The organism is Lentimicrobiaceae bacterium (assembly GCA_020636745.1).
GTDB lineage: Bacteria > Bacteroidota > Bacteroidia > Bacteroidales > Lentimicrobiaceae > Lentimicrobium.
The window spans coordinates 143774-167704 of record JACJXH010000001.1; the positions used below are offsets into that span (position 1 = coordinate 143774).

Annotated in this window: 9 protein-coding genes; all 9 read right to left on the reverse strand. The window is 42.2% G+C overall.

Annotation, left to right across the window (positions count from 1 at the left end):
* Window positions 1-243: 243 nt before the first annotated feature.
* Window positions 244-4299, reverse strand: coding sequence for a T9SS type A sorting domain-containing protein (locus H6541_00630; protein MCB9014278.1), 4056 nt, complete (start codon window positions 4297-4299; stop codon window positions 244-246).
* A 1397-nt stretch (window positions 4300-5696) separates the two neighbouring features.
* Window positions 5697-11102 carry an alpha-2-macroglobulin family protein gene (locus H6541_00635; protein ID MCB9014279.1) on the reverse strand — a complete coding sequence of 1802 codons (5406 nt, stop codon included), beginning with the start codon at window positions 11100-11102 and terminating at the stop codon, window positions 5697-5699.
* 167 nt (window positions 11103-11269) lie between these two features.
* Window positions 11270-11833 (reverse strand): GNAT family N-acetyltransferase, encoded by a 564-nt coding sequence (locus H6541_00640; protein MCB9014280.1) that lies wholly within the window; start codon window positions 11831-11833, stop codon window positions 11270-11272.
* Between the two features lie 42 nt (window positions 11834-11875).
* Window positions 11876-14980: an SPOR domain-containing protein gene (locus tag H6541_00645; GenBank protein MCB9014281.1), complete on the reverse strand. Its 3105-nt coding sequence runs from the start codon at window positions 14978-14980 to the stop codon at window positions 11876-11878.
* Between the two features lie 26 nt (window positions 14981-15006).
* A complete protein-coding gene (locus H6541_00650; protein MCB9014282.1) occupies window positions 15007-15519 on the reverse strand; it encodes a DUF4402 domain-containing protein in 513 nt (170 codons plus the stop codon).
* Window positions 15519-21638 (reverse strand): T9SS type A sorting domain-containing protein, encoded by a 6120-nt coding sequence (locus H6541_00655; GenBank protein MCB9014283.1) that lies wholly within the window; start codon window positions 21636-21638, stop codon window positions 15519-15521. The genes H6541_00650 and H6541_00655 overlap by 1 nt, the downstream gene beginning before the upstream one ends.
* Window positions 21639-21733: 95 nt before the next feature.
* A complete protein-coding gene (locus H6541_00660; protein ID MCB9014284.1) occupies window positions 21734-22582 on the reverse strand; it encodes a molecular chaperone in 849 nt (282 codons plus the stop codon).
* Between the two features lie 155 nt (window positions 22583-22737).
* Window positions 22738-23247: a DUF4402 domain-containing protein gene (locus H6541_00665; GenBank protein MCB9014285.1), complete on the reverse strand. Its 510-nt coding sequence runs from the start codon at window positions 23245-23247 to the stop codon at window positions 22738-22740.
* Window positions 23248-23335: 88 nt separating this feature from the next.
* Window positions 23336-23848 carry a DUF4402 domain-containing protein gene (locus tag H6541_00670; protein ID MCB9014286.1) on the reverse strand — a complete coding sequence of 171 codons (513 nt, stop codon included), beginning with the start codon at window positions 23846-23848 and terminating at the stop codon, window positions 23336-23338.
* Window positions 23849-23931 lie beyond the last annotated feature (83 nt).

Consider the following 23931-nt stretch of genomic DNA (forward strand, 5'->3'; position numbering starts at 1 on the left):
TTATCCCGGGCAGTTTTTATTTGGGATATCATTTAAGGTGTGCTATTTACGCTGTTGATTTTCCGTATCACCTGTTTTGCCGGAACAGGTGCGAAAAAGTTTGAAAGGATGGTAAATGTAACGGTTGCTTAACTTTTTGGGTTTGTTTTTACTACGTGTGCTCAATGGCAATCATTCCGTTGTTTACAAAAAAGGCTGTTCCAAACAAGAACAGCCTTTTTTGATTTTGGGTTGATGTTATGATTAATGAATGATCACCTTTCTGATCAATTGCTGATCGCTTGTTGATAGTTTTACAAAATAAATGCCCGGAGCAATTCCTGATAATTTGATTTTTTCAATCAGTTTACCCTGTACATTTAAATCTGCTTTTTCGTATATCACAACTCCAAGACTGGTAAGAATCTGCAAATCCATATTCTTCAGTTTTTCAGAGCTAACAGATAAGGTAAATTCTCCGTGATTCGGGTTAGGATAAATTTCCACTTCCTGCAATGCAAGGTTTTCAATGGTGCCGGTAATTATCACTGTGATAATATCTGACATTTGGGAATTACAACCATCGAGAGTAACCATTACAGAATATTCGCCTGAGTTCAAAGCCTCTATCTGTTGGCTGGTAGCGCCGGGTATTTCAATTCCATTAAAGAACCATTGGTTCCCTTCAGTGGCACTGCTGGTAAGGATTTGGCCAATTTGTGTAATGACGGGTTTTTCAGGAATCGGGTTTACCTGCACCTGGAAAATGGGTGAAGCTGCTCCCTGACCACAACTGTTGGCTCCTCTAACAGTGATAATTCCTGAACTTGCCGTATTGTTAAAGTCAACTGTTATGGAGTTGGTGCCAAAACCTGAAACAATTTCGGCTCCTGCAGGCAGTGTCCAGAAGCAGATGCTGGCATTCGCAATAGCAGGAACTGAATAAACCATTCCTTGTGTGCCGGCACAAACAGTTGGTGTTCCGGTAATTGTTCCTGCAGCAGCCGGAAGCGGGTTCACCTCAACTTCTATCATGCCCGGAATAACCGAAGTACAAGCATTGGAATTGGTATAATTTACATTTATTACATGATTGCCGGCCACATACCAGTGAACAGTAATTTCATGAGTTCCGTTGCCTGAGGTGATACTGCCTCCTGATGAAATTGTCCAATTATAGTCACTCATCTGGTCATCAGTTGTGTATATTACGCCATTTGTGCCAGCACAAACAGATTCAGGACCTGAGATCTCTGGCTGTGGTAATGGGTTCATTGTAATCTCAAGAACAGATGCATTTAAGGCAGAGCACCCATTCTCATTTGTATATACAACACTTACAGTCTGAGATTCTTCACCACTCCAGTCTACAGTAATGGTGTTTGTTCCCGCTCCTGAAGTAATAGTTCCTCCTTCAGAAACTGCCCAGTTGTAGTCAGTCATGCCTGATTCGGTGGTGTAGGTTTCTCCAGTGGCTCCTTCACAAACAAAAGCTGCGCCTGAAATGGTCGGAACCGGCAAAGGATTCACTGTAATGATTGTAACTGTATTTATCATGGCAGTGCAGCCATTTCCATCGGTAACTGAAATAATCCTGTTTTCAGTGGTTTCTGTAAATACCTCCGAGTAGTAATCAGGATTATTGGATGTGGTAAACGATGATTGAGCTCCATTGTAGGAGTAAACAACTGTCCATGGTGCCACACCGCTGAAGTAATTGATAAAATCAACGGTTCCGCCAGAGCATATTTCTGTAGCAGAAATGTCAAATGAATAAGTTGGCAATGGTCTGACAGTTACATCCATCACAGAAGGATTTTCTGCGGTGCATCCATTTGCGTTGGTGTAATTGATACTAACGGTTTGAGGCCCGTCAGTATTCCAGGTTATGGTAATCTGATTGGTTCCGTTACCCGAAGTAATAACCCCTCCTGGTGACACCGACCAGTCATACCCACTCATGGAAGATTGTGTTGTATAGGTTGCCTCTGATTCGCCGGCACAAACAAATGCCGGGCCGGTAATTGTTGGTACCGGTAGAGAAGCGACTGTTACATCATAAAAGGTAGCACTGGGCGCTGTACATCCGTTTTCATTGATATAATTTACACTCAGGCCCTGGCTTGTATCATTGTTCCATGTAACGGTAATGGTATTGGTAAGGGCTCCGGAAGTAATTATTCCACCGTCTGATATAGTCCAGGAATAGTTGGTCATGCCAGGCTCTGTTGTATAAATTTCACCGCTTGTACCTGCACACAGGAAGTTTCGGCCGTTAATGCTCGGTAATGGCAGCGGATTAACAGTTACCTCAAAAATTGTGGCATTTTGAGCTGTGCATCCATTTTCATTGATGTAATTAACACTGACGCTTTGTTCGCCCGTTGCGTTCCAGTTGACTGTAATAGTACTGGTGTTAGCCCCTGCTGTGATTGTTCCCCCTGCTGAGATTGCCCATGAATAATTGGTCATGTTTGCGGCGGTTGAATAAGTATGGCCTGTTGAATTTAAGCAAACGCTGTTTGAGCCATTAATTACCGGAACCGGTAGTGGATTTACATTCCATGTGGCAACCGTGTAAACTGAAGGTTCGCAAGTACTGGCAGATCTTCTTGTGCGGATCTCAACACTTGATAAACCCCAACAAGAAATATTTGCTCCAGAAGTATAGGCAGCCCATACCGACCATGTTCCGTTGTTGGTGCGGAATTCGAGTTCGTCGGTGCCGTTGCCGCCATTTCCGGCAGTCAGCGTCGCAGAAACGATTTCGTTTTCACAAACGTTCAACACGTTTGGTGTCTTGGCCAGTGTTCCGGTGATTGGCGTGGCTTCTACATTCCAGCCAACAGTTGTGTAAGCTGAATTTTCGCAGTAAGTTGCTGTGCGGCGGGTGCGGATTTCAACGCCGGATAAATCAGCAGTTGAAATATTCGCTCCAGAAGTATAGGCAGCCCATGCTGACCATGTTCCGTTGCTGGTGCGGAATTCGAGTTCGTCGGTGCCGTTGCCGCCGTTTCCGGCAGTGAGCGTAGCAGAAACGATGTCGTTTTCACAAACGTTCAGTACGTTTGGTGTTTTGGCCAGTGTTCCGGCAATTGGTGTAGCTTCAACTGTTACCTGAATTACATTAGATTCTGCAGCACCAGTCCATGAGGCACAGGTTACCCTTGCTATACGTTTAAACCAGGTAGTTTGAGAAAGGGTTCCCGGGCTGTAAGAGGCAGAGTTACTGCTGCTGATGTCAGTAAAACCAGATCCACTGCCTATGGTTGAGCTTTGCCATAAGAATTCCAGTGTTCCGTTGTGTCCGCCTGGCAATGCTGTACTGTTGAGTGTTGCAGGCGTAAACGGAGCACAACCTGATTGCGTTCCGGCGATGCTTCCTCCGTTTGTCGGGTTGCTACAAGATGTAGTTGTGAAACTTACCTGATTGCCGTAATTAGTACCTATGCTATTTGTGGCATAAGCTCTAACAAAATAGGTAGTGCCAGCAGTGAGTCCTTCAATAGATTTGCTAAAACTGCCTGTGCCTGCCCCATTGGCATCTGCCGTAACCCCTGGTTCGCCAAGCTCAGGAGTGTTGTCTGTTGAAGAATACACAACTCCTCTTGCGGTAACCGGAGTTGTACCTTCTGCTGTGACATTACCTCCCATGGTAGCTGAGTTTGAAGTATAGGTCGTAATTGCGCTTGTGGTTACAGTAGGTAAAACAAATGGAATGTATGGAGCAATTCCGCCATAGGCAATAGCTCCTGACTTGATATTTCCCACAGGAAATTCACAATAGCCTGTGCAGGCCAATGAGCCAACACCCTCAAATAAAGGATCGGAAGGAAGGTGTTTCAAAAGCGAGTAGCCAAGTTGATATCCATAACTAGGATTTAGTTCTACCGGAATCATATCATTATAATCCGGTGCGCTAAAACCTCGAAGTGTATAAACTGACCAACCTGTAAAAATTACACCTCCATGATTATTTTGCACAAAATCTTTAATCACCCCTTGAACGGTAACATATCCTGCATTAAGTTCTCCGTTTGAATGACCACTTCCGCCCAAGATAAGTACATTGTAGTTGTTTATCTCTGCCTGCGTGTCAATCATGTCGGAAGTAACCTTAACGCCGGTTATTCCAGCTCTGCCCAATATGGCAATTAAGGTATCTGCATTTACTACAGTGGAATAATAAGCTGTTGTGCAAAAAATTCCGACTTTTGGATTGGCAATATAGCTATTCGCTTTAACCATGTTTACAAACAGCGTTTTTTCAGCCTGATGCTGGAAAAAATCTCCCCAATAGAGGGCATTAGGTGTCATCATATATCCCAACCCACAGTACATCACTTTTCCGTTACCATAATTCCAGCCAACAATGACGTGTTGATTGCTTCCGCAGGAGGGTTTTATTGTAAAAAACAATAAAAAGAATAATGACAGTGCGGCTAAAGATTTAAATCCAGAAATTTTACTGAATATGAATTTTCTTGCTGATGACCTTATTCCCTTTCCATGGGTTATAAAAGTACAAGAGTAATTTTCCCTAATCATGTTAGTTCTCTCCTTATTTAGTTTTTATTGTAGTTATTCGATTTACGTTTTCTGGAAATTTTCACAATAAATTACATGCAATATGTAATTGCATTGTGTTACTCGTAAAGTCTTTGTCTTTTAGTGGTGTTTTTAATTGGTTTTTGAAAGCGTTTTTCTTTTAAAAGATGAAAACTCATCTTTTTCTTTAGTTTCAATATTTTACGTGCATTGAACAATGTATTTTCCTTCCCAATCCTGTTGTTTTATATAATAAGCTGCATTTTTTTGAGCCTGATTTCGGTATTATCCGGTGATTTAAAACAAGAGTTGGTTTAAAAACTATTTCCGATTGATTTGAAAATTGGTCTGCTTTTCTGTGGCCTTATGATGTTCACAAACAACAGTTTTTAGTTAATTTCAGGCTTTAATCTTAACAAAGAGTTGATAAACAGTACTATCCTGAAATCAATACTTTACTTTCTATTGATTTGAAAGTTATTGTGATTCATGATGATGAAGTGTAATACCTTTTTATAGGATCAGGGCAAAGATGATAACAAAATAAGTTTAATTAATTGTGAAAGTCTGTAAGGGAAATCTGATTTTAATGTAGGCAAAATCCTACAAAATAAGCTGTGAAATGGAGCCTGTTTTGTGTTCGGATTAAAAAGTTTGGCAGGAGAAGATAAATTTGAATCATTGGTAGAACTAATAATAGGCAAATCTGATTTCAAAGGCATTTTTGATAACCTCAATGCAGAATATGAAAAATACAGGATTTGAGTATCAGGGAGGCGTTATGCTTGGTAACTTTCAATTCTGAAAAATTTCAGAATGTTGGAACATGTTAAAAGCAGCACACGAATTGGCGTTTTTGAACTTTTTCTAATCATTGGCAAGGCTATGGTCCAAAACAGGGTAAATGGTTTATTGTCTATGGGTTGTGCGGCATACAGGCAGGCAGGGAGCATTTTTTTGTATGGCATAAAAGCAAACAGAGGTGTTTTGAGATATAAGAATTAATTAATTTTCCTTCTCAGGTGGAAGAATACGGGGAACGTACCCATTCACAATGATAAAGCAGGCATTTGCAAGAGGATTCGCATGGAAAGATACCCCGGCTAAGTCAACATTGGAAGACTTAGCCGGAGCAGATACCTTAACCGCGTAAAAACCGCTGGCAGTGATTAATGAATCACTACTTTTCCGGCTCCGGAATAGGAATAGTATTGTCCGTTATACATGGCATCGGCACCCACAGGACCCTGAACGAATGTTCCTTTGCTAACAGCTCTTACCTGGTAATAAAAGGTTTGGGATTGTCCGGTGGCTGTGGTAAAGAAACTGATACGGTCATCACGGATATCCTGATAATCAGGCATCGCCCTGTTTTTTATCCAACTTATCTCTCTTTCAGTATTCAGCCTTGTATTTTCAATTTCAAAGCCTGCTGGAAGTATGTCGGTGATTGCAACGTTTTCAATTGAACTATTGTCTGTTGTTGAAATGGTAATAGCTACTACAATAAGGTCATTTTGCTTTATATCGCTGGTGTTAATAGTTTCTCCGTTGCGATTCAGCATAGTGCGCCTGACTTTCAGAATCCGGTCTTCTTCTTTTGTATTTCCTGATAAAGGAATGCCTTCACTTTCCAAATAGTAGAAAACGGTTCCCTTTCCGCTTGCTGTGATGGTTGCTTCAGTGCCGGTGATGTCTGTTATCAGATCGTCACCTCTGAATCCAGCAATTTTTCGGCCTCCTGATTCAATTTGTGCTTCTGCATTGCCAGGTTTGCTCATGCCTGCAAGTTTGCCTAAGGCAAGCATTGCAAATGCCCTTTCCTGAGTAGAAAGCCATTGTTTGTTATGCATCATCTCGCCTAATTGTCGTGCGAGTAAAGCTACCTGTGGATTGTCAATATCAGCGTTAATCAGGGTGTATAAGGCAATGGCCTTGTCGCGCACAGGTGAACTGAAACAACCTCCGGTCATCCAGCCGGGCTGATCCTTATTATCCCATGATTTGGGGAGGACAGTTTCAAAACTTCGCATATCACCAGTTAAAGCATAGCTACAGGCGAGCATATAGCGACTGTCATTACTCAGCTCGGCAAGTCTGGCCTTGTAGTAATTCATGGTTGGAATATGTTGTTTGCCTGAAAGGGCAAGTACATAAAGCGAGTAGAATATTTCGCGGTTGGGTTGTGTTTTTTTTATCCAACCTCCTGAACTGTTGGTGTAAAAATAATCTGTAGAACCTTTTTGTTTGACCATTTCGGTCAAATAACGGTTAATACTTTCAGTTACTTTCGGGTTAACTGAATATCCGGCTTTGGTTGCTTCATAAAGAAAATTGCCGGCATATGCTGTACTCCACCAGTTTATGGTTGAATAGCCAGAGGGCCAATATGCCAGACCGCCGTTGTATTGCTGTAATCCTTCAATTTTGAGTATGGCTTCCCGGATGTTTTCATCTACTTTCCATGCAGGTGCTTTAGGCTTTTGCTTCAGCAGTTTCACCAAATCTGAAAAGTATAATTGCGGGAAAGCAATGGATACTGTTTGCTCAAGGCATCCATAAGGATAATTTATAAGTTCATTCAGGTCATGTGCATAAAGTCCTGCCGGAGATTTTGTGAGCAACAACCTGGAGGAGGCTGTTCCATTTAAAAAATCTGTCTGAGCTTTAACTTTGATTTTTTCACCAGGTTTGATTTGTCCTGAAGTTCCGGTTTTTGTTAGAGTTACAGCAGGCCTGATACTGATATCTGTTTCTTCAGTAAACTCTTCTCCGGCAGCTATTGCTGAGAGCTGGATTTTAGCTTTGCCAATTGTTGTTGCTGCGTCGAGATGGTAAGCAATTGATGCTTCACTGTTAGCAGGTACAGTGACAGATGATTCCGTAAAGGGGCCGCATTTTACGGGGCCTGTAGCTTTTGTACTTAATTTTACCTGCATGGATTTTGAAGTCGTGTTCGTAAGGGTTACGCCGACTATGGCCTTATCGGAAGGGCTAAGAAAGCGAGGCAGCGAACTGCTGATAACCAAAGGATCTGCTACTTTTATCGTTTTTCCGGCACTTCCAAATTCGTTGCCTTTGAAGGCTACTGCCATTACCCTGATGGCTCCTGAGAACTGGGGTATAGGAAGGTTGAAATTTACGTTTCCATTGGCATCAGCCTTTAGGGTGCCGCTCCAGCGGGCAAGCAGCTTCACTCGTTTTGAAGTAAGAGGATTCAGGCGTTTACCCATGTCAAACCCACGGTCACCACCTGAGGATGAATGACCCGAAGATAATTCAGGAAATAACTCGCCAAACAAATCATAAGCATTTACTTCCAATGCCCGTTTCTGATAAAAGTAACTGTATGGGTCGGGGTTGCTGTATCCGGTTATTTGCAATATGCCCTCGTCAACAGCCGCGATGGTGACTTCGGCTCCGGGGCTGGTCTTTACCTTGATAAGTTGATTGCGCTTTGAACGCTGTTTTTCAGGAACATCAATTGTTACATTCAGCCTTCGTTCAGGCTTTTCAACTTTTACGGAAGCAAATCCATGGGCTACTGTCAGCGGAAGGCCTGAGTTGTCAATTTTGCGGATGAGCGTTGCCCCAATATAGGCATTGGGCATGAACTCGTCCCTTATTTTAAGGTCAAGGTTTGCACCTTGTGCATTGGCTGGTATGCTGTAATATTCTAGCACTTTGTTTTGCTCGATAGTAATGAGCAATTCTCCTGCAAAAGGTGTTTTGAAAAGAAGCCTGGCCGTTTCTCCCGGTTTGTAAGAAGCTTTATCTGCCTCAATGTCAATTTCTCCTTCACGGTTAACCTGAAATGACGAAGTGCCTGCATCAGCCCATCCATATGCGTAAAATGATTGCTTTACAAAATTGGAGCTGTTTCGGGAACTTATTCTTACTTCGTATTCACCGGAAACGGGAGGCAAAAACTGAAGGTTGTAGCCTCCGGTGCCGATGCTGATGTTGCGGGCTAAAATAACTTTTTCCTTTCGTTGTGATCGGTAATTTGTGCTCCCATAGTTGCGTTCAAGTACGGTTTCCCATCGAATACTCACTACTTCAAGTTTGGCATCGCCTTTAACGGCTTTTCCCTGTCGGTTAAGGGCAGTTGTATGAATGCTGAGAGGTCTTCCGGTTGAAACCCATCCGGGAACCGGTCCTATTCCGTAAAAAGTGCTTTGTGTAAGAATCTCTACTTCATTGTAGCGGTTAACAGGGCGTCCGGTCTCATCAAATACGGTTGTAAACAAGCGGCCTGACAAAAGTCCTATTTCTGCAAAATCAGGAAGTGTAAATTGCTGTTCCGACATTCCTTTTGCGTCTGTAGTGCTTTCATTCACTGAGTTCTCAAAGTATATATCAGTGGGTGTTGTAATACTGAAATTGAAATTCTCATAACCTTTGGCAATAAAATCTTTGCGGCTGATTCTCAATTCAGATTCAATTTTCCGGTTTGCAGCAGGTGGGCCAAACAGGTTGGTTGCTGTGGTGTTGGCTCTCAGAACTTCGCCATTGAAGTAACTTTCTTTGTCAGTTTTGACCTGTGCTTTGATTCTGTCAGGCATAAATTCTTCAACGCCAATGCGATAGTTGCCAATTAACACATCATTTGAAGCAAGCACTTCAATGATATATCCTCCGGTAAGTGCCGATTCGGGAAGCCTGAACGAAAGTTGAGCTGAACCCGTTTTACTGAGCTGAGCCCTGCGGATTATGTAATCTTTCCCGTCAGGGGCAATTACCCTGAATTTAACAGGAATATCCTGTACGGCGTCCCATTTAAAACTACGCACCAGGGCGTTGCAAAATACCGAATCGCCCGGCCTGTATAGATTGCGGTCGCCATAAATAAATACGTCATAATTTTGGCCGGCAGTACGTTTTCCGCCAACATCAAACCGCGATGTTTCAATCTGTGATTTGTTGAACAACAGAACGTTAAAGTCTTGATCTTTACGGGCTGAAATCATAGATATCTTAAACCCGGGAATGGTTTTTCCGAGGTTTTTCAGCTCTGCAATTCCATTTCTGTCGGTGGTAAGTTTATATACTTGCTGGTTGTTGCGGCTAACAAGAGTAATAGCCACGCCCGGCAATGGCTGGGCTGTCGCTATTGAACGGGCTGCAACAAAAATATCATCCAACCCTTCTTTTACAATCAAACCTATGTCTGAATAGGATATTAGTTGTACATCTGACAACCATTTTTTTTCTGTTGATTCAACCTTTACCAGATATATTCCTTTCAGGTCGTTTGATAACTCAAGTTGTTCAGGTCTCAGGTTGAGTAACCTGATATTTCCTTTACGCGGAAGTGCGCGTGTGTCCAGTTCGCGCGTGCTCACCACTTTTCCGTAATCCTCGTCAAGACTATATGCATAGGAATCATGATATTCGTCGTCTTCGTAATCCCAGTTCCATTGTTTCCCAATACGCATAAAGTGCTGAATATTATTTTCGAAAACCTTAAAAACTGTAATCCTGACAGTTGGTACGTTAATAATGTTGATTCCCAGGTTTCCTGAGCCTCCGGGCGAAAGGTACATGCCGGATTGATCGGCAAAGGCGATATAGGGCTCAAGCGAGCCGAATGAAATAGTTTCCAAATGGTCAGCCCCCAGTTCGGGACCAAATATTCCTTTAAGTCTGCCTGAAATGGTCAACTCATAGCTTTTGCCATCGGCGAAATTCCCTTTGAGTTTAAACCCGTTACCAATAGGCAAAGCGTCGAACTGAGCATCAGGTGATACTTTTATGGCGGTGCGCAAGCCCTGGCTTATTACAGGCTGAGAGGTAAATATATAAACCACCCCTTCTCCTTCTTCAAAATCGGTAATAATATCTGAAATTTCAAGCCTGTCGCGTTGTGGAAGGGATAGCTCAACAATCTCATTGTCAGGGTTTACCCTTGCCGAACCAATGCAAGACATACCTTTGCTGATGGTTACACTCAGGTTTTTGGATGATGGGTCATTGCCCGGCGCTTCAATTGAAAATACCATTTCATTCCCGTTTTCACGGGTAAGAAGGGTTGAAAGAACAGGTTGATTGTCGATTTTTACAGAAACATATTTGCGTACATTGTTTATATCAACCGGGTGGTTAAAATTCAGGCTGATTCTTAGTTGGGCCAGCCCAGGATTGTTTTCATCAATTCCCCAATAAGTCTGACTGCGTTCAACACTCAGGTAAGGTGTGTGAAAACTAATGTCGTTTTCATCGGTTTCCAATCTTTTTGTAAGATATTTTGAAACTACAGGATTAATTTTCATCCTGTAGTCAGTGTTGGGAGCGAAAGGAACGGAGGGCGAAAAAACCAGGGTACTGACACTGGTCCACTGAAATCTTCCTTTTATCTCAGGGGTAAGAGTCAAATATTGAGTTGAATCCCATTTATTCAGCAGGGAGTCAGGAGCCAGTTCATGATTGAAGGTGATCTCCAGGTTTTGGTACATATCTACCTGATTGTCAAAGTTCATTGAATCAACTTTAATCTGGTTTCCTGGTGAGCAGGCTGCAAAAATAATAAACGGGATCCACCACCATAGGCGAATACATTTGAATTTGCCGGACATGATTTTTGTATTTTAGATGAAGAACAATCTGTTAGGTATTTAACTCAAACTATTGATGATTCAGAATATTGGCTAATATAAGAAATCTTTGAATCAGGAGTAAGAAGTAACAGGGATTGCAAAAAATCAATAGTTGCAATGTAGATGCTGAAAAGAAATAAAATGAATTAGTATTTTATATTTAGTTCATCCTGTTTGTTCCATATTCCATAGCAAATCAGGTCTTTATATTCGCCCCAGTGTAATAAATGCGATTTTAATGTAGCTTCGTATTTCATTCCTGCTTTCTCCATTACTCTCCCTGAGGCGGGATTGTTGTGGAAATAGTTTGCATAAATTTTGTGCAGCTTCATATGCTGAAAGCCAAACTCAATCATAGCTTTTACTGCTTCGGTACAATAACCTTTCCCCCAATATTCTTGCCCAATCCAGTACCCCAGTTCTGCATTGTTATAGGGAAACTGAAGGCTGAGACCAATAGCGCCGGCAAGAATATGCTGCGATTTCAGCTCAATGGCCAGTATCACTGATTTATGGTCTTCAAATTCCTGTTGATGGGTTGAGATCCAGGCTTCAGCCATGCCATCATGATAAGGGAAAGGCATAGCCAGAGTGTTGGATGCAATTTCAACCTTTCCAGCCATGCGCTGTACTTCGGATGAATCAGCAATCGTGAAAGCCCTGAGAATAAGCCTTTCTGTTTCAATTTTTGGGAAAGCGACTGTGTTCATATAGTTACTTGCAATACAATAAAATAATCGAAAACCGGTAAGCTATTCCAACACTCCTATAAATACATATTTGCCATTTTTATTAAGTTTTTCAGCACATTTAACTGCTTCATCGGCGGTAGCAAAGTAGCCAAACCTTACCTTGTACAGTTTGTATTCCAGTATAACTCCACATTTGCTGTTTGTCAGTTTGCTCAGACTTCCGGCCTGGTTTATTGCATTTTCCTTTATTTCAAAAGCCCCTGTTTGTACAATAAAATTGCCGGCTTCCAAATCAACATCTCCAAAAACAATGTCAACCTTTTTTCTTTGAAGTATTAATACATCTGATTTAAATGCTTCACCTGACAGACGTGCTTTCTTTATTTCTTCTACACTATTATTTGTTTTACCCAACTTTGATTCATTGTTGTTTTTATTTGCGGCATTGTCAGTTTTTGCAGGTAAGGGCTCCTCAATTTTTGACTGAGGTTTAACAATTTCAGGTTTTTGTTCTTTTTCAACCGGTTTTATTTGGGAGCTTTTTTCCGGTTGGGGTTCAGGTGTTGGCTGAATGTCATGAGAAATAATGGTAAAACTAATGTCATCCACTATGTCGCCAATAGACATCGGCAGTATTTCAAATTCTGTTGCAGCGGGTTCACAGGTCATGTTAAGCCTGTTTAATTGTATGGTGTCAACTGCAGCTGTATAACGGCCAGGGGCAAATCCAAGATAATTGTAAAAACCATCCTGTTCTGAAAGCACGCGGTTTACAAATTGGCCCGTACTGTCGTAAAAGTTTATAATGATGCGGCCCTGCCCCTTAATATTGCGGCCGGTTTTTAAATAAACCATACCATTTACTTCACCCATTACTTTCACGGGTATGTCAATTTTTTTAAACTGATTCGGATCTATCTGGATGCGCATGGTTTTGCTTTGAAGTTGCCAGGCGATATTTTCAAAACTGTTGTCGTCAATTTCGAGCAGGTAGCTGGCATAAGGTTCAAGCTCAACAATACGTAGTAATGAATCTTTGTTGTAATCGAGCAACCGGCCTCCGTTCATTCTGATGTTTAATCCAGTGGCAATTGGTTCATTCTTGTCACGTTTATTGTTGTGGTTGATATCTAAGAACGGAGTAATAGTTAAACCTCCGCGGCCTACCGATGATCGGTTGTCAATATTAACGTATCCATTTCCGCTTCCAAAAGCAAAACTGCCACGTGCACTTTCGGTGGTCAGCAATTGTTCATTGGTCATTCTGGCAGAGGCACTTGTTTGGGCAAAGGGTAAATCGTAGCGGAATGAAACTTCAACGCTTCGGAGGGCTGATCTTAAGTTTTCTTCATAAACCAATGAAAGAAACGCTTTTCGCGAAAAGCTTTTTTCAATCTCTGTTTTGATGGAGATAAGTTTTTTGTTGGTGATATCTACCTGGGCCTGAGGTCTGATGTTGATATTATGCCCTAGTTTAAAGCCCAATGCAATATTTGAATAAATATAGGGAGTGCCTTCGGTTAACCAGCTGGCAAAGCCCGATATATTGGCACTTACGCCACTGAAATAGGTCGAAAATAAAACTTCAGCAGTGGAATAGGTAACTTCTTTCAGAACATTTTGTTTATAGGACATCCTGGCAAAAGATCTGAATGTGCCAACTTTGAGCGGAAGCGACAGGCTTGCTTTTCGCTCTTCAAGATAATTGAAACTGATGGCTTTTTGTCCGGGGACATAGTTGGTGTAATCCAGTTCAAATACCAGATTTGAAGGGAGCCGGTAATTTAGCAGTCCTCTGGCTTTTACACCATAAGCATATTCTCCTGTAAAAAGGAAATTTTTCAGAAACCGGGCCGAAGTCGAAAGAAAAGGAATGGTTTTACCTGTAGTAATCGATGATAAATATTCTACACCGCCACCTAATGTGAAGTTTCTGTGCAAACCCACAAATGTTTCAGCTCTCGAATAAATGCTATTGAGGCTGTCGCGCACAATTCCACTGCTCACATTATATTCGGCAGTTCCTTTCGGAAGGAAATTGTATGGGACATTGATGGTTTGTTCGCGAATCCTTTCCTCTCCCCATGGGCCATAAAACTTAAGCATTATTTGCGAAGCTCCATAAACCAAAGGCACTTCAAAACTGAAAAAACCTGAAGCATCAGCAGTAGTGTAGTTTACAATTACATTGTTGATGTATAGCTCAACTGTCCATCCGGGTTCTGTATAATCAGAAAGTATGTATGAACCGAAAGATTTCCGGAAAGTAGTAGGAGTGTTACTGGCTGAAATGCCAATTACTGGGGCGTAAATAGATGATATAGAGCGTGTTTGTATTTTTCCGGCTGAGACTTGTCTTACAATTTTTGCATCGTTGTTAGCCCATCGCCAGCGATATTGCTGCTGACGTTTGTCAAATCCACTATTTTGAGAATAATTGAGCAAAACATTGACTTCGCCTCCAAGGGCCTCTGCTCCAAGAGCCAGACTTGCTCTCGTATCGCCTGAACTTCCGGAAGCCTGTGATGAAATCACTGACCAATCTGCCATACCACCCCTGAACAGATGGTAGTTGCGCTTAAGCGTTGTATCTACTGAAATCTCTCCTTTAAGCAGATTCACATTTTTACGCATCTGTTCTAGCCGCAACTCTTTGATTACAGGCAATTCAAGGGTTGTTTTCAATTCAAGTGAAAGGCTCCTGAAATTGAAATTCAGATTCAACCCGAAAGCTTTTCCAAACAAATCGGTGCGTAAGTATAATCCCATGTCAGTCTTAAACAATGCCGATTTACCGATGGGTATCTGGTTATTGCCTACTGTGATTAACAGTGATGGCTGGCTTATAGAGTAAGAATTGTTTTCCTGAAGGAAAAAACCGCTTACTGAATCATAATTTTGTGAAGCGACGTGGTTTATTTTAAGAATCTGGAATAGATCGGTTACAGGGACATAAAGTTTATCGTCCATGTAAATGGCATTCATTTCATAGCCGCCAACTCCCTGAATCATTAAGAATACGGCAATTTCGTCGTATTCAGGATAGTCACTGTCCTGAGCGTACACTTGGTGGCTTGTCCCGATAAGGGAAACTAGAAAACCCATCAACAGTATCCCTTTCCATGCCAGCCTTTGGGCACAACGAATGATCAGGGAGCTGTTCATGAATTCCATCATAATTTTAATGCTGTTTATTCCTGCACAAAAGTAACAAAGAACTCGCCTGTATAGTCACCGGGAGGGTTGGCCAGCGAATTGCCGATGGTAATGGTGCCTCCAACAGTTACCTGTGTTCTGAATGGTGGCCGGGTGGTGTTGATAAATGGAGAAACCGGCAATGAAGATCCCAGTTGAAGCATAATTGTACCGCCGTTACTCCCACTTAAAGTAACATTCGGCCCATTGATTAAACTGAGAATAACTCCGGCATTGGCTTCCACTTCAAATATGGCAGGATGGTACTGGTGAGCCAGAAAAACCGGGATGATATCTCCCGTTACACTTCTGTTGCCGCCCGGTTCAATAGTAACAGTGCCGCCACTGTTTCCGTTGATAAATGCACCAAAACTTAAATGTTGGTAGGTTGAAACCTGCATGGGTTTTGGGGGATCTTCCTGTGCACGCAATGCCTGATTTGCCAGCAATAGTAGCAGAACCATTGTGAACAAACGCGCTATATGCCTCGATATATTTTCTTTTGACATTATTGAATGTATATTTTTTTCGAAATAGTACCCATATCGGTAAAGAAAGTGATGAGATAAATGCCGGTAACCGGAGCCGGACACAGTTGATGCTGACCTTCACCATTCAGTCTCTTTTGAAGAAGAATCTGACCGGCCATATTGGTTAGCTGCACATTTACCTGTTCGTCTTTCAATAAAACACTGACAAACAAAGTATTATCCATTACATACGCTCTGAAGCTGTCGCTGCCGAATGCTTCCTGCGAAATGTCAGTATTACTGAAAACAATAGATAAACGTTCTTCAAGTAAGCCGGTTCCAACCGACAACAAATATTCAGGATTTAACTTGAGGTTTTGTATTTTTCCAGAAGCCTTGTCTTTTAAATAAATACCGTATTCAGCCGGTAAATTATTCTCTGATATTAAGCGTAGTAAAATGGAGCCGCCTTTTTCAGTTTTGATGCCAAGAGGGATTTCATTCTTTGCTTCAGGAAATGGGAATGAACCAATGGAAAGCCTTCGCCTATCATCTGATAATGCATATAAATTAGGTACATTGATATCAGTATTGTATATTTTTAAGGCATCCATTTTTTTGTCAAAAGTTGCAGTTGCTGCATAATCCCAATAAATAACCAGTGGGTCAGCTTGTGCATTTTCATGATTAAAGGCAGCCTGAAGTTTTATTATTGGTCTGGTTTCATCCAGAAGGTTCTTGTGAAAGACAGGAGATAACATATTTATCCTGGCTGGATTATTAATACTCAATGAGCCATTTACCGGGTACGAGCCATCTGACACATGTACGAAGAACCCCTGCATGGAAGGAATGATGTTTGAAGCTATACCATTGCTTGAAATACCATTGATATAACTGCTGTATGTTCCAGTGTATTGATCGGTGGTTCCTGCATCAAAGAAATAGATGGCATCATCAATGTTGTTCCTTGTCCAGCCACTTGCAGCATTCCAATCAATAGGTGATGGGTATGGGTTTCCAATAAGGTTAAATCCCAAAGTGTACGTTTTATTATTGTTAGAAAGTGCAATGGGGCCAATGAGATGATTATTTACAATGCCTGTTAAGTCTGCAGTAACAAAGGCCATATCAGTTCCAAAGTTCAAACAATAACCATTCAATGGGTTTAATAATCCTGAGGGGTCGGTGTAAACACTCCAACCGGTTGATTCTTTGTTTTCAATGTAATTATAAAACGAAGGGAATGATGCGTTTAAATTCATGTCATCACCAAATCCGGCAACTGTGGCTGATTGGAAAGGAGAGCTGAAATATTTGTACCCGAAACCGGAAGGCAAATAGCGTTGCATCGTAACATTGCCTGTAACTTCACCATTCCCTGAACCGTCAATCAGGGCAGTTTGGGTTGACGAAGACAAAAGGGTCAGGAAACCTCCCGTATTCAAATTACCGGTCTGCGCTTTTAATACTCCACTGATATTCAATGTGCCAAGCAGGTTAACACCTGAAGGGTTATTGATGGTTAAGTTAAGAATAGTGTTGTCAGCGAATAGATTGGCGGTAATGTTTTGCAGTGAGTTACCCGCCATTTCAATTGTACCATTGCCTGCAGTAAATATTCCGCTATTGGAAACATCCCCGGCTATCTGAAGCGTATTCCCGGTTACAGTGAGTGATGCTCCGTTCTGAATGGTTATGTTTTTTGCTTTTCCGGTGAGGCCTGTGCTGAGTGTTGGATAATTAACCAGGCTTCCGGGAATGATCACGTTTGTGGATAAAGTGGGAAGGATGTTGCATTCCCAGTTACCGGTGTTGTTCCAGTCAGTGCTAAAAGTGCCGGTCCATACTCCGTCTGACTTAATTTCTATGGTGGTAGTTGCGGTTACCTGACTGCAGCCTCCCGAAGCAACAATTGTATACGTAACGGTGTATATTCCTGGTACACTGGCTATTGTGTTAACTTCTCCATCTTCAGTATTCATCGAGAGTCCGACAGGGGATGAGCTGTAAGTTCCACCGGGTGAGCCTGTTAACGAAACGGACACAAGGCCTGCATTTGAACAATATGGTGTGCCCGGGTATTGAATGCTGGCAATGGGTAAAGGTGTTACTGTAATTTTAACTGATGGAGAAATATCAGAGCATCCCCCTGAAAATACTGTTCTTCTGTACCAGGTTGAAACAGATAATGCTGCCGGAGTGTAGTTTATTGAGTTATTTGTTCCATTTGCCGGAGAAAATCCTGATGATGAGCCGGTTGTGCTACTTTCCCAAAGGTATGTAAATGTGCCATTTCCACCGCCGGGAGTTGATCCGGTCAGGGATTCAGGGATTGCATTTTCACAGATGGTTTGCTCAGAAGCTATGGAGTTGTTTGTAATTGTTGGCGTTACAGTAATCCGGAGCACCCTGGATGTATTGCTGCAGGCACCTGAAAAAACTGTTCTTCTGAACCATGTGGTTTGGCTTAAGTTACCTGCTGTATAGGTTTGCTCATTATTAACACCTGATGCAGGGCCAAATCCACTGGTTGCACTGGTTGTACTGCTTTCCCACAAATAGGTAAATGCACCGTTACCACCAGTAGGAACTGAACCAATGATTTGCCCGGGAGAAGTGCCGGTGCATATCGGCTCAGCATAAATGGCTTCAACATAATATCTCTTATAAGTTCCTACACATGGGTCGGTAAATACACCGTTGGTAGCTGGTATTACAGCAGCGTTATTTCCAAGCAGGTAATTTTCTGTAACTGGAAAACTGGTTGTTGCGTTGCATGAACTGTATGTGAAATTTCCACATGACCCATTGGGAGTTCCGTAACTGGCAAATACAATATGTGCAAAATAAGTTCCTGAAGGAGCGGCTATGGTGGCACTATAATTTTCATTGGCAGTTGCACAGATTGTACCGTGAGCCCCATAAGCAATATTCAAAATATTGTTGCCAATCAATGAGCTGACTTCCATAACAATGGTGTTGGAAGTAGCCGGACTCCCCGTTGCGCAAGGCGCATTCGAAGTCATCACGCAGGAAATGGTATTTCCGTTCGCCAGTAACGTACTGGTATAAGTTGGGCTGTTACTCCCCACATTGGCGCCATTAAGCTTCCACTGATAGGAAGGAGAAGTGCCACCATTGGTGGGAGTTGCAGTAAATGTAACGCTTGTACCTGCACAAATCGGGTTTGCCGAAGCGGCAATGCTTACACTAGCCGGTAAAACCGGGTTTACCGTCATAGTAATGGTGTTGGAAGTAGCCGGACTTCCCGTTGCGCAAGGCGCATTCGAAGTCATCACGCAGGAAACGGTATTTCCGTTCACCAGAGACGCACTGGTATAAGTGGGGCTGTTGCTCCCCACATTGGCGCCATTAAGCTTCCACTGATAGGAAGGAGAGTTGCCACCATTGGTGGGAGTTGCAGTAAATGTAACGCTTGTACCGGCACAAATGGTATTTCCGGTATTGGCCGAAATTGAAACAGAGGCAGGAAGTGCTGCGGTAATTGTAATAGTTGAGGAAGCTGTAACTTGAGGACAACCGCCCGAAGAAGCGATAGTATTGGTAACTGTATACGTGCCGGGTGTACTTAATGATAAATTAACCTGTCCGGTAGCTGTACTTACGAACACCAGCCCGGGTGTGGAAGAAAAAGTTCCGGCAATTCCACCACCCGTAAACGTTGGAAAAGGATTGGCTGCATTAGCGCAATAAGGCGAGCCTGTATAACTGAATGTTGCTACAGGTAAAGCTGTAACATAAATGGTTGCAGCATTTGATTCAAGTGTAGCTACATAAGGGATGGGAGAGACGTTATTTGTGCTGCTCAGGCTGGTATTTCTATAAATATAATAGGTGCCCTCTGCATTGAAAGGTGATGTTGCTGAGTTGGGTGTAAAGGTTGCACCGGTTGCTCCTGAAATAGGAATTCTCGGCCCGGTTGGTGTGATGCTGTATGTCCATTGATATCCTGTGCCTGCTAAACTGATGCCTGATGGTAAAGTGCCAAACACATCTCCACCAATAGCAGCTCCTGAACTTCCAAGGCAAATATTTTGGGTAGTATTGGTTGATAGATTGTTTTGTAACAGTAAGGTGAGGTTCTGAAAAATCACCCTGTTTGCACCTCCATTTTCATAAAAATCATACACTAGAGGGCTTGTTCCTGTCAGGCTCATCAATACACGTGATCGGGTGCTGAATGATTGAAGTCTCCAATTGTCATATACCAATGTTCCATCAATGGTTAAGCGACTTCCGTCATCTGAACCTAAATCAACAGTGTATAACCCTCTGCGGGTTGAATTCATTCTGTATCTTACACTGAATGTTTCAGTATATACAGAACGGCTTCCAAGACTGGAATTTACTGTAAAGCAGTTGGTGTTGCCACCAAATCCCTGGTCGAATGTTTCTGATTCTGAAAACGTTCCGTAGTAATTATTGAAGTTGGTCCCGTCATAAAGATGGCCAGTCCAAGTGTTTGTCCCGGCAATTGTTTGATCGTCAGGCGATATAGCGGGCTCTGAAATGCTAACTGATGAAGTGGCCGTACACAGATAGTTATCCCTCACAGTTACTGAGTATGTGCCAGAGTTTAATCCTGTAAATATCCCTGAGGATTGAAATGCTCCGCCGTTCAGACTATATACGTAAGGGGCTGTGCCTCCGCTTCCAGTAGCTGTAATTGTACCGGTTCCTGAAGTGGCTCCAACGCAGGTTTCGGTAGACATTAAGGATAAAACTACATTGCAGGGGTTGATAATGTTTATGTTGTAATCTTCAGTTTCGCCATATTGATAAGTTGCGCATGGGTCAAAATCAGCATTGTTCCATACCTCCCTTACCCTCATACGGGTGGTTCCGGTGATGGCATCTGCAGGTACAGTGAAGTTGATTGTACCTGAGGCCGGAGAGGCTGCAAGGGTTACATTGCCAAGCTTTTCTGATGATTCAAAAGTTCCGTTTTGATTGTAATCTATCCAGACTGAAATATTGTTTCCTGAAGGATAAGTGCCAGCTGTCAGGGTTATGGTATAGGAATTGTTCCGGTTTAAATCAGTTGATAAATTGCTGTAATAATAATAGTAGGGAGAAGACAGCGCTTCGGTTGAATTGTTGATACTGCCCAATTGTACAAGTGAGATAAAGTCGCCATCGCTTGTTCCGGTAGAATATAATGGTATGCAATATGCCGAAGTGCCTGAGACAGCCACAGGTTTGAAAGTGCCTCCACCCGAGTGGGTAATAACTCCTGTATAATTTGTATTGGCTGATGTTGGTTTAAATCTTACATATATAGTTCTTTCGGCAAGGGTAGGGCCTGCAAAAGGCACCTGCAAACCTGAGCCAAAGCCTGTGCCTGAAGTAAGCGATACTTCAAAATTGGCAGGAGCGTTGATGGTGATATTTCCGGGAGCTCCCTGGAGGTTTGTACCACTTAGGGTATAGGTTTGTTCGGCAGAGGTGCTGCCATTATTTGTAAAGCCGAAGTCAAGAGATGCAGGCGTGATTATTAAATATGGTGAGGGTGTGCCAGTGATGACAATATCGTCTATTACAAAGCCTGGATTTGCTCCTAAATTATTATCGTTAATCCATCTAAATCCTAAATAAAACTGTTGTAGATCAACCTGTGAAATATTTAAATCTGAAACAGTTTGATTTGTCGGTTGAGAGTTATAATTAGTCGTTGAAATGTCGTTCCAGTTTGAACCATCTGTAGACCAAACAACCCTTCCGTAATCATAATTAACTTCTCCTCCACATTTCCATTTAAAACTTAATTTCAGGTTGTAGAATTGACTGGCATCTATTTTAGATGAAAAATAAGCAATTCTTTCTGTTGCTTTGTTGTTTCTATATGTATAAGCTGTCCCATTATTGTGATAGATAGTTAAACTTCTTGAGCCAGATATTGCTTCTGAAGAGCCTCCAATTCCCCATGGATTGTTGTTGTCTCCTATTAGTAATTGAAGCCATTGATTTGTTCCTGTTGAATTTAGGCTATTTGTTGTTGTATAGCTTTCAAACGTTTCACTATATATAACTGTTTGTCCCTGACTAAATTGATTAAACCCAACAACTGCAATTAAAACAGCAATCAAAAATAGCGTTTGAAAACATGGCTTACAGGTTGGAGAGGTCTTCATCATGTTTTTTTGGGTTCTTCTTTACTCTTACAAGTAGTATTTTTGTTGTTTCTGAGTTCATTGAACGCCTGTAATGCCAATTATTTTATTCGCAAAACTTATTTTATTGCAAATTCCTTTTCAGCATATACCTCGGCTTTTAAATCATTCGGCGCCTGGTATTTAATTACAAGTTTGCCTCTGCTGTAGTCTACGCCCTCAGTTTTACGCAACTGCATGTTAAAGCGCCTGATCTTATTAGGTGTGTAAACTGCAATGCCCCGCACAACCCCAACTTCAATCGGGTCACCTCCTGTGTTGGATACCCAGTTCACTGTCAGGTCGCCATACACCGATTTATCTCCATTTCTGGTAAAAGTAACCGCTAATTGTGGAATAGTATCTGATTTCGTGTCCAGGCTGATGTCTGTCAAATCAACGTTGAGATTTAATTCACCAACTCTGATGATTACGGGGATGGTAATGCCAAAGATGGGTATCAGCCGAATGCCAATGGCGGTTGAGTCAGCTAGTTGTTCCTCGCCAAGTGCAGTTTCTTTGGGTACTGCCCTGAAGTATACATGCGAACGGTATTCTCCGTTCTTCATATCAGGCAATTTACGGAATTGCATGCGCACTACCTGTGCTTCGTTTGGAGCCAGCGTGACCGAACGTGGGAAAAAGCGAAGATATTTATCAGCAAAATATTGTCCTGAATCGGGAACTTCTATCTGTTCAAAAGATCCGTTCTCATTCATTCGGTATTGTACAAAAGAAACATTATAACGTGCTGTGTCAATGCCTGTATTGGCCAGCGTTAATTCCTGCGATTGTTTGCTGCCTTCAAAAACTACACGGCGTGGAGTAATCAGCAGATCTCCCTGGGCTGATAAGTGGCTGGATGTGAGTAAAATGCTTGTGAATATGGCTATGATAACCCGTAGATAAAAACCATTGATTTTGTGCATGGGACAGATTATTTAAATTTGGAATCAAACCTACGTATTTTTGATGAAACAGCCAAAATTTACACTGCTTAGTCGTGAGGTTAATGTAGCTTTATTGGAGAAGGAAAGCGGAAGCGTTGCCTTCAGGCAACGCTTCCTGAATGAGGCCTACAACGTTAGTTGTAGGCAAAGGTAAGACTGAAAGTTCCAGTGTACATACCTACGGGGTTATCTTCGATGGAGCCGACCATGAGCGTAGCTCCGATGCTGACAATCTCTTCGCCTCCGTTGAGGGTTCCTGTACCGGTACCTGCCGGAGGGTTTGACTCCCAACTGGTGACCTGCATGGTTTTATTGCTGCCCTGGTGGGTAAGATAGGCGGGTTCATTGGGCAGCTGAATGGTAAAGGTGGCATCCGGTGCACCGGTAATATTGAAAATACCCGGTTGGGCCAATCCACCGCCCAGTACCACTGAGCCTTGCGCTGAGCGCACCCCGTCGGGGGTAAGCACAATCTGTCCGCCATTGGTTTCGGGCGAAAACCTGCCGAAGTTCATCTGGCTGGTTTCCGTAGCCGTAAGGGCTGCAATCACTTCCGCAAAGGCCTGCCCGGTAACAGCGGCCTGCGACCAGGCTTTACCGGACACCAGCAGGATAAAAAGTACTGCGGTTAATATGCGGTTCATGATAATAAGGACTTTAAAATGTAAAAGAACTGAGTGGGCAAAAAAAAAGGGTGAAGCCGAACTGCACCCTTTAGAAAATGAATATTTTTTATTCGTAGGTAACAGTTACAGTATAAGTACCTTCATATAGACCTGAAGCTTGACCAGCTAAAACATTTAGTGTGCCACCTACGTTGAAAGTTTCAACTCCTGTTCCTGAAAGAATTCTTGTTGCATTGTGTTGAAAGTTGTTTAACACCATTATATTACTTGAGGAATTTTCAAGATTAACACTCTCGGAGATTGAGAGAGCATAATGAGCGTTGTTTTCACCAGAAACATTAAATTGAGCTGCACTCACGTTGCCAGGAATGGCAGTTGGTAATGTAACACCAGCTGAAGCGTTTCGTTGGCCATTTACATCTAAAACAATAGTTCCAGCTGTTGAAGAACTGATTAGGTTACCAAAATTTAAAATTACTGGATTTTCAATATTGATAGGTTTAATAACAGTAGCTGAAGCTTGAGCTTCAGGAACTGATGCAGTATTTTGTGCTTTCACGCTTAAACTTGCGATGCTCATCAGAATTACCCCCGTAAGAATGATAGTTACCTTTTTCATTGTTTTGTTGTTTTTTGTTGTTTGATATTTTTTTGATTTTTTTTCGCTTTTGGTCAGCCTTGGCTGATTCAATGTTGCAAGGT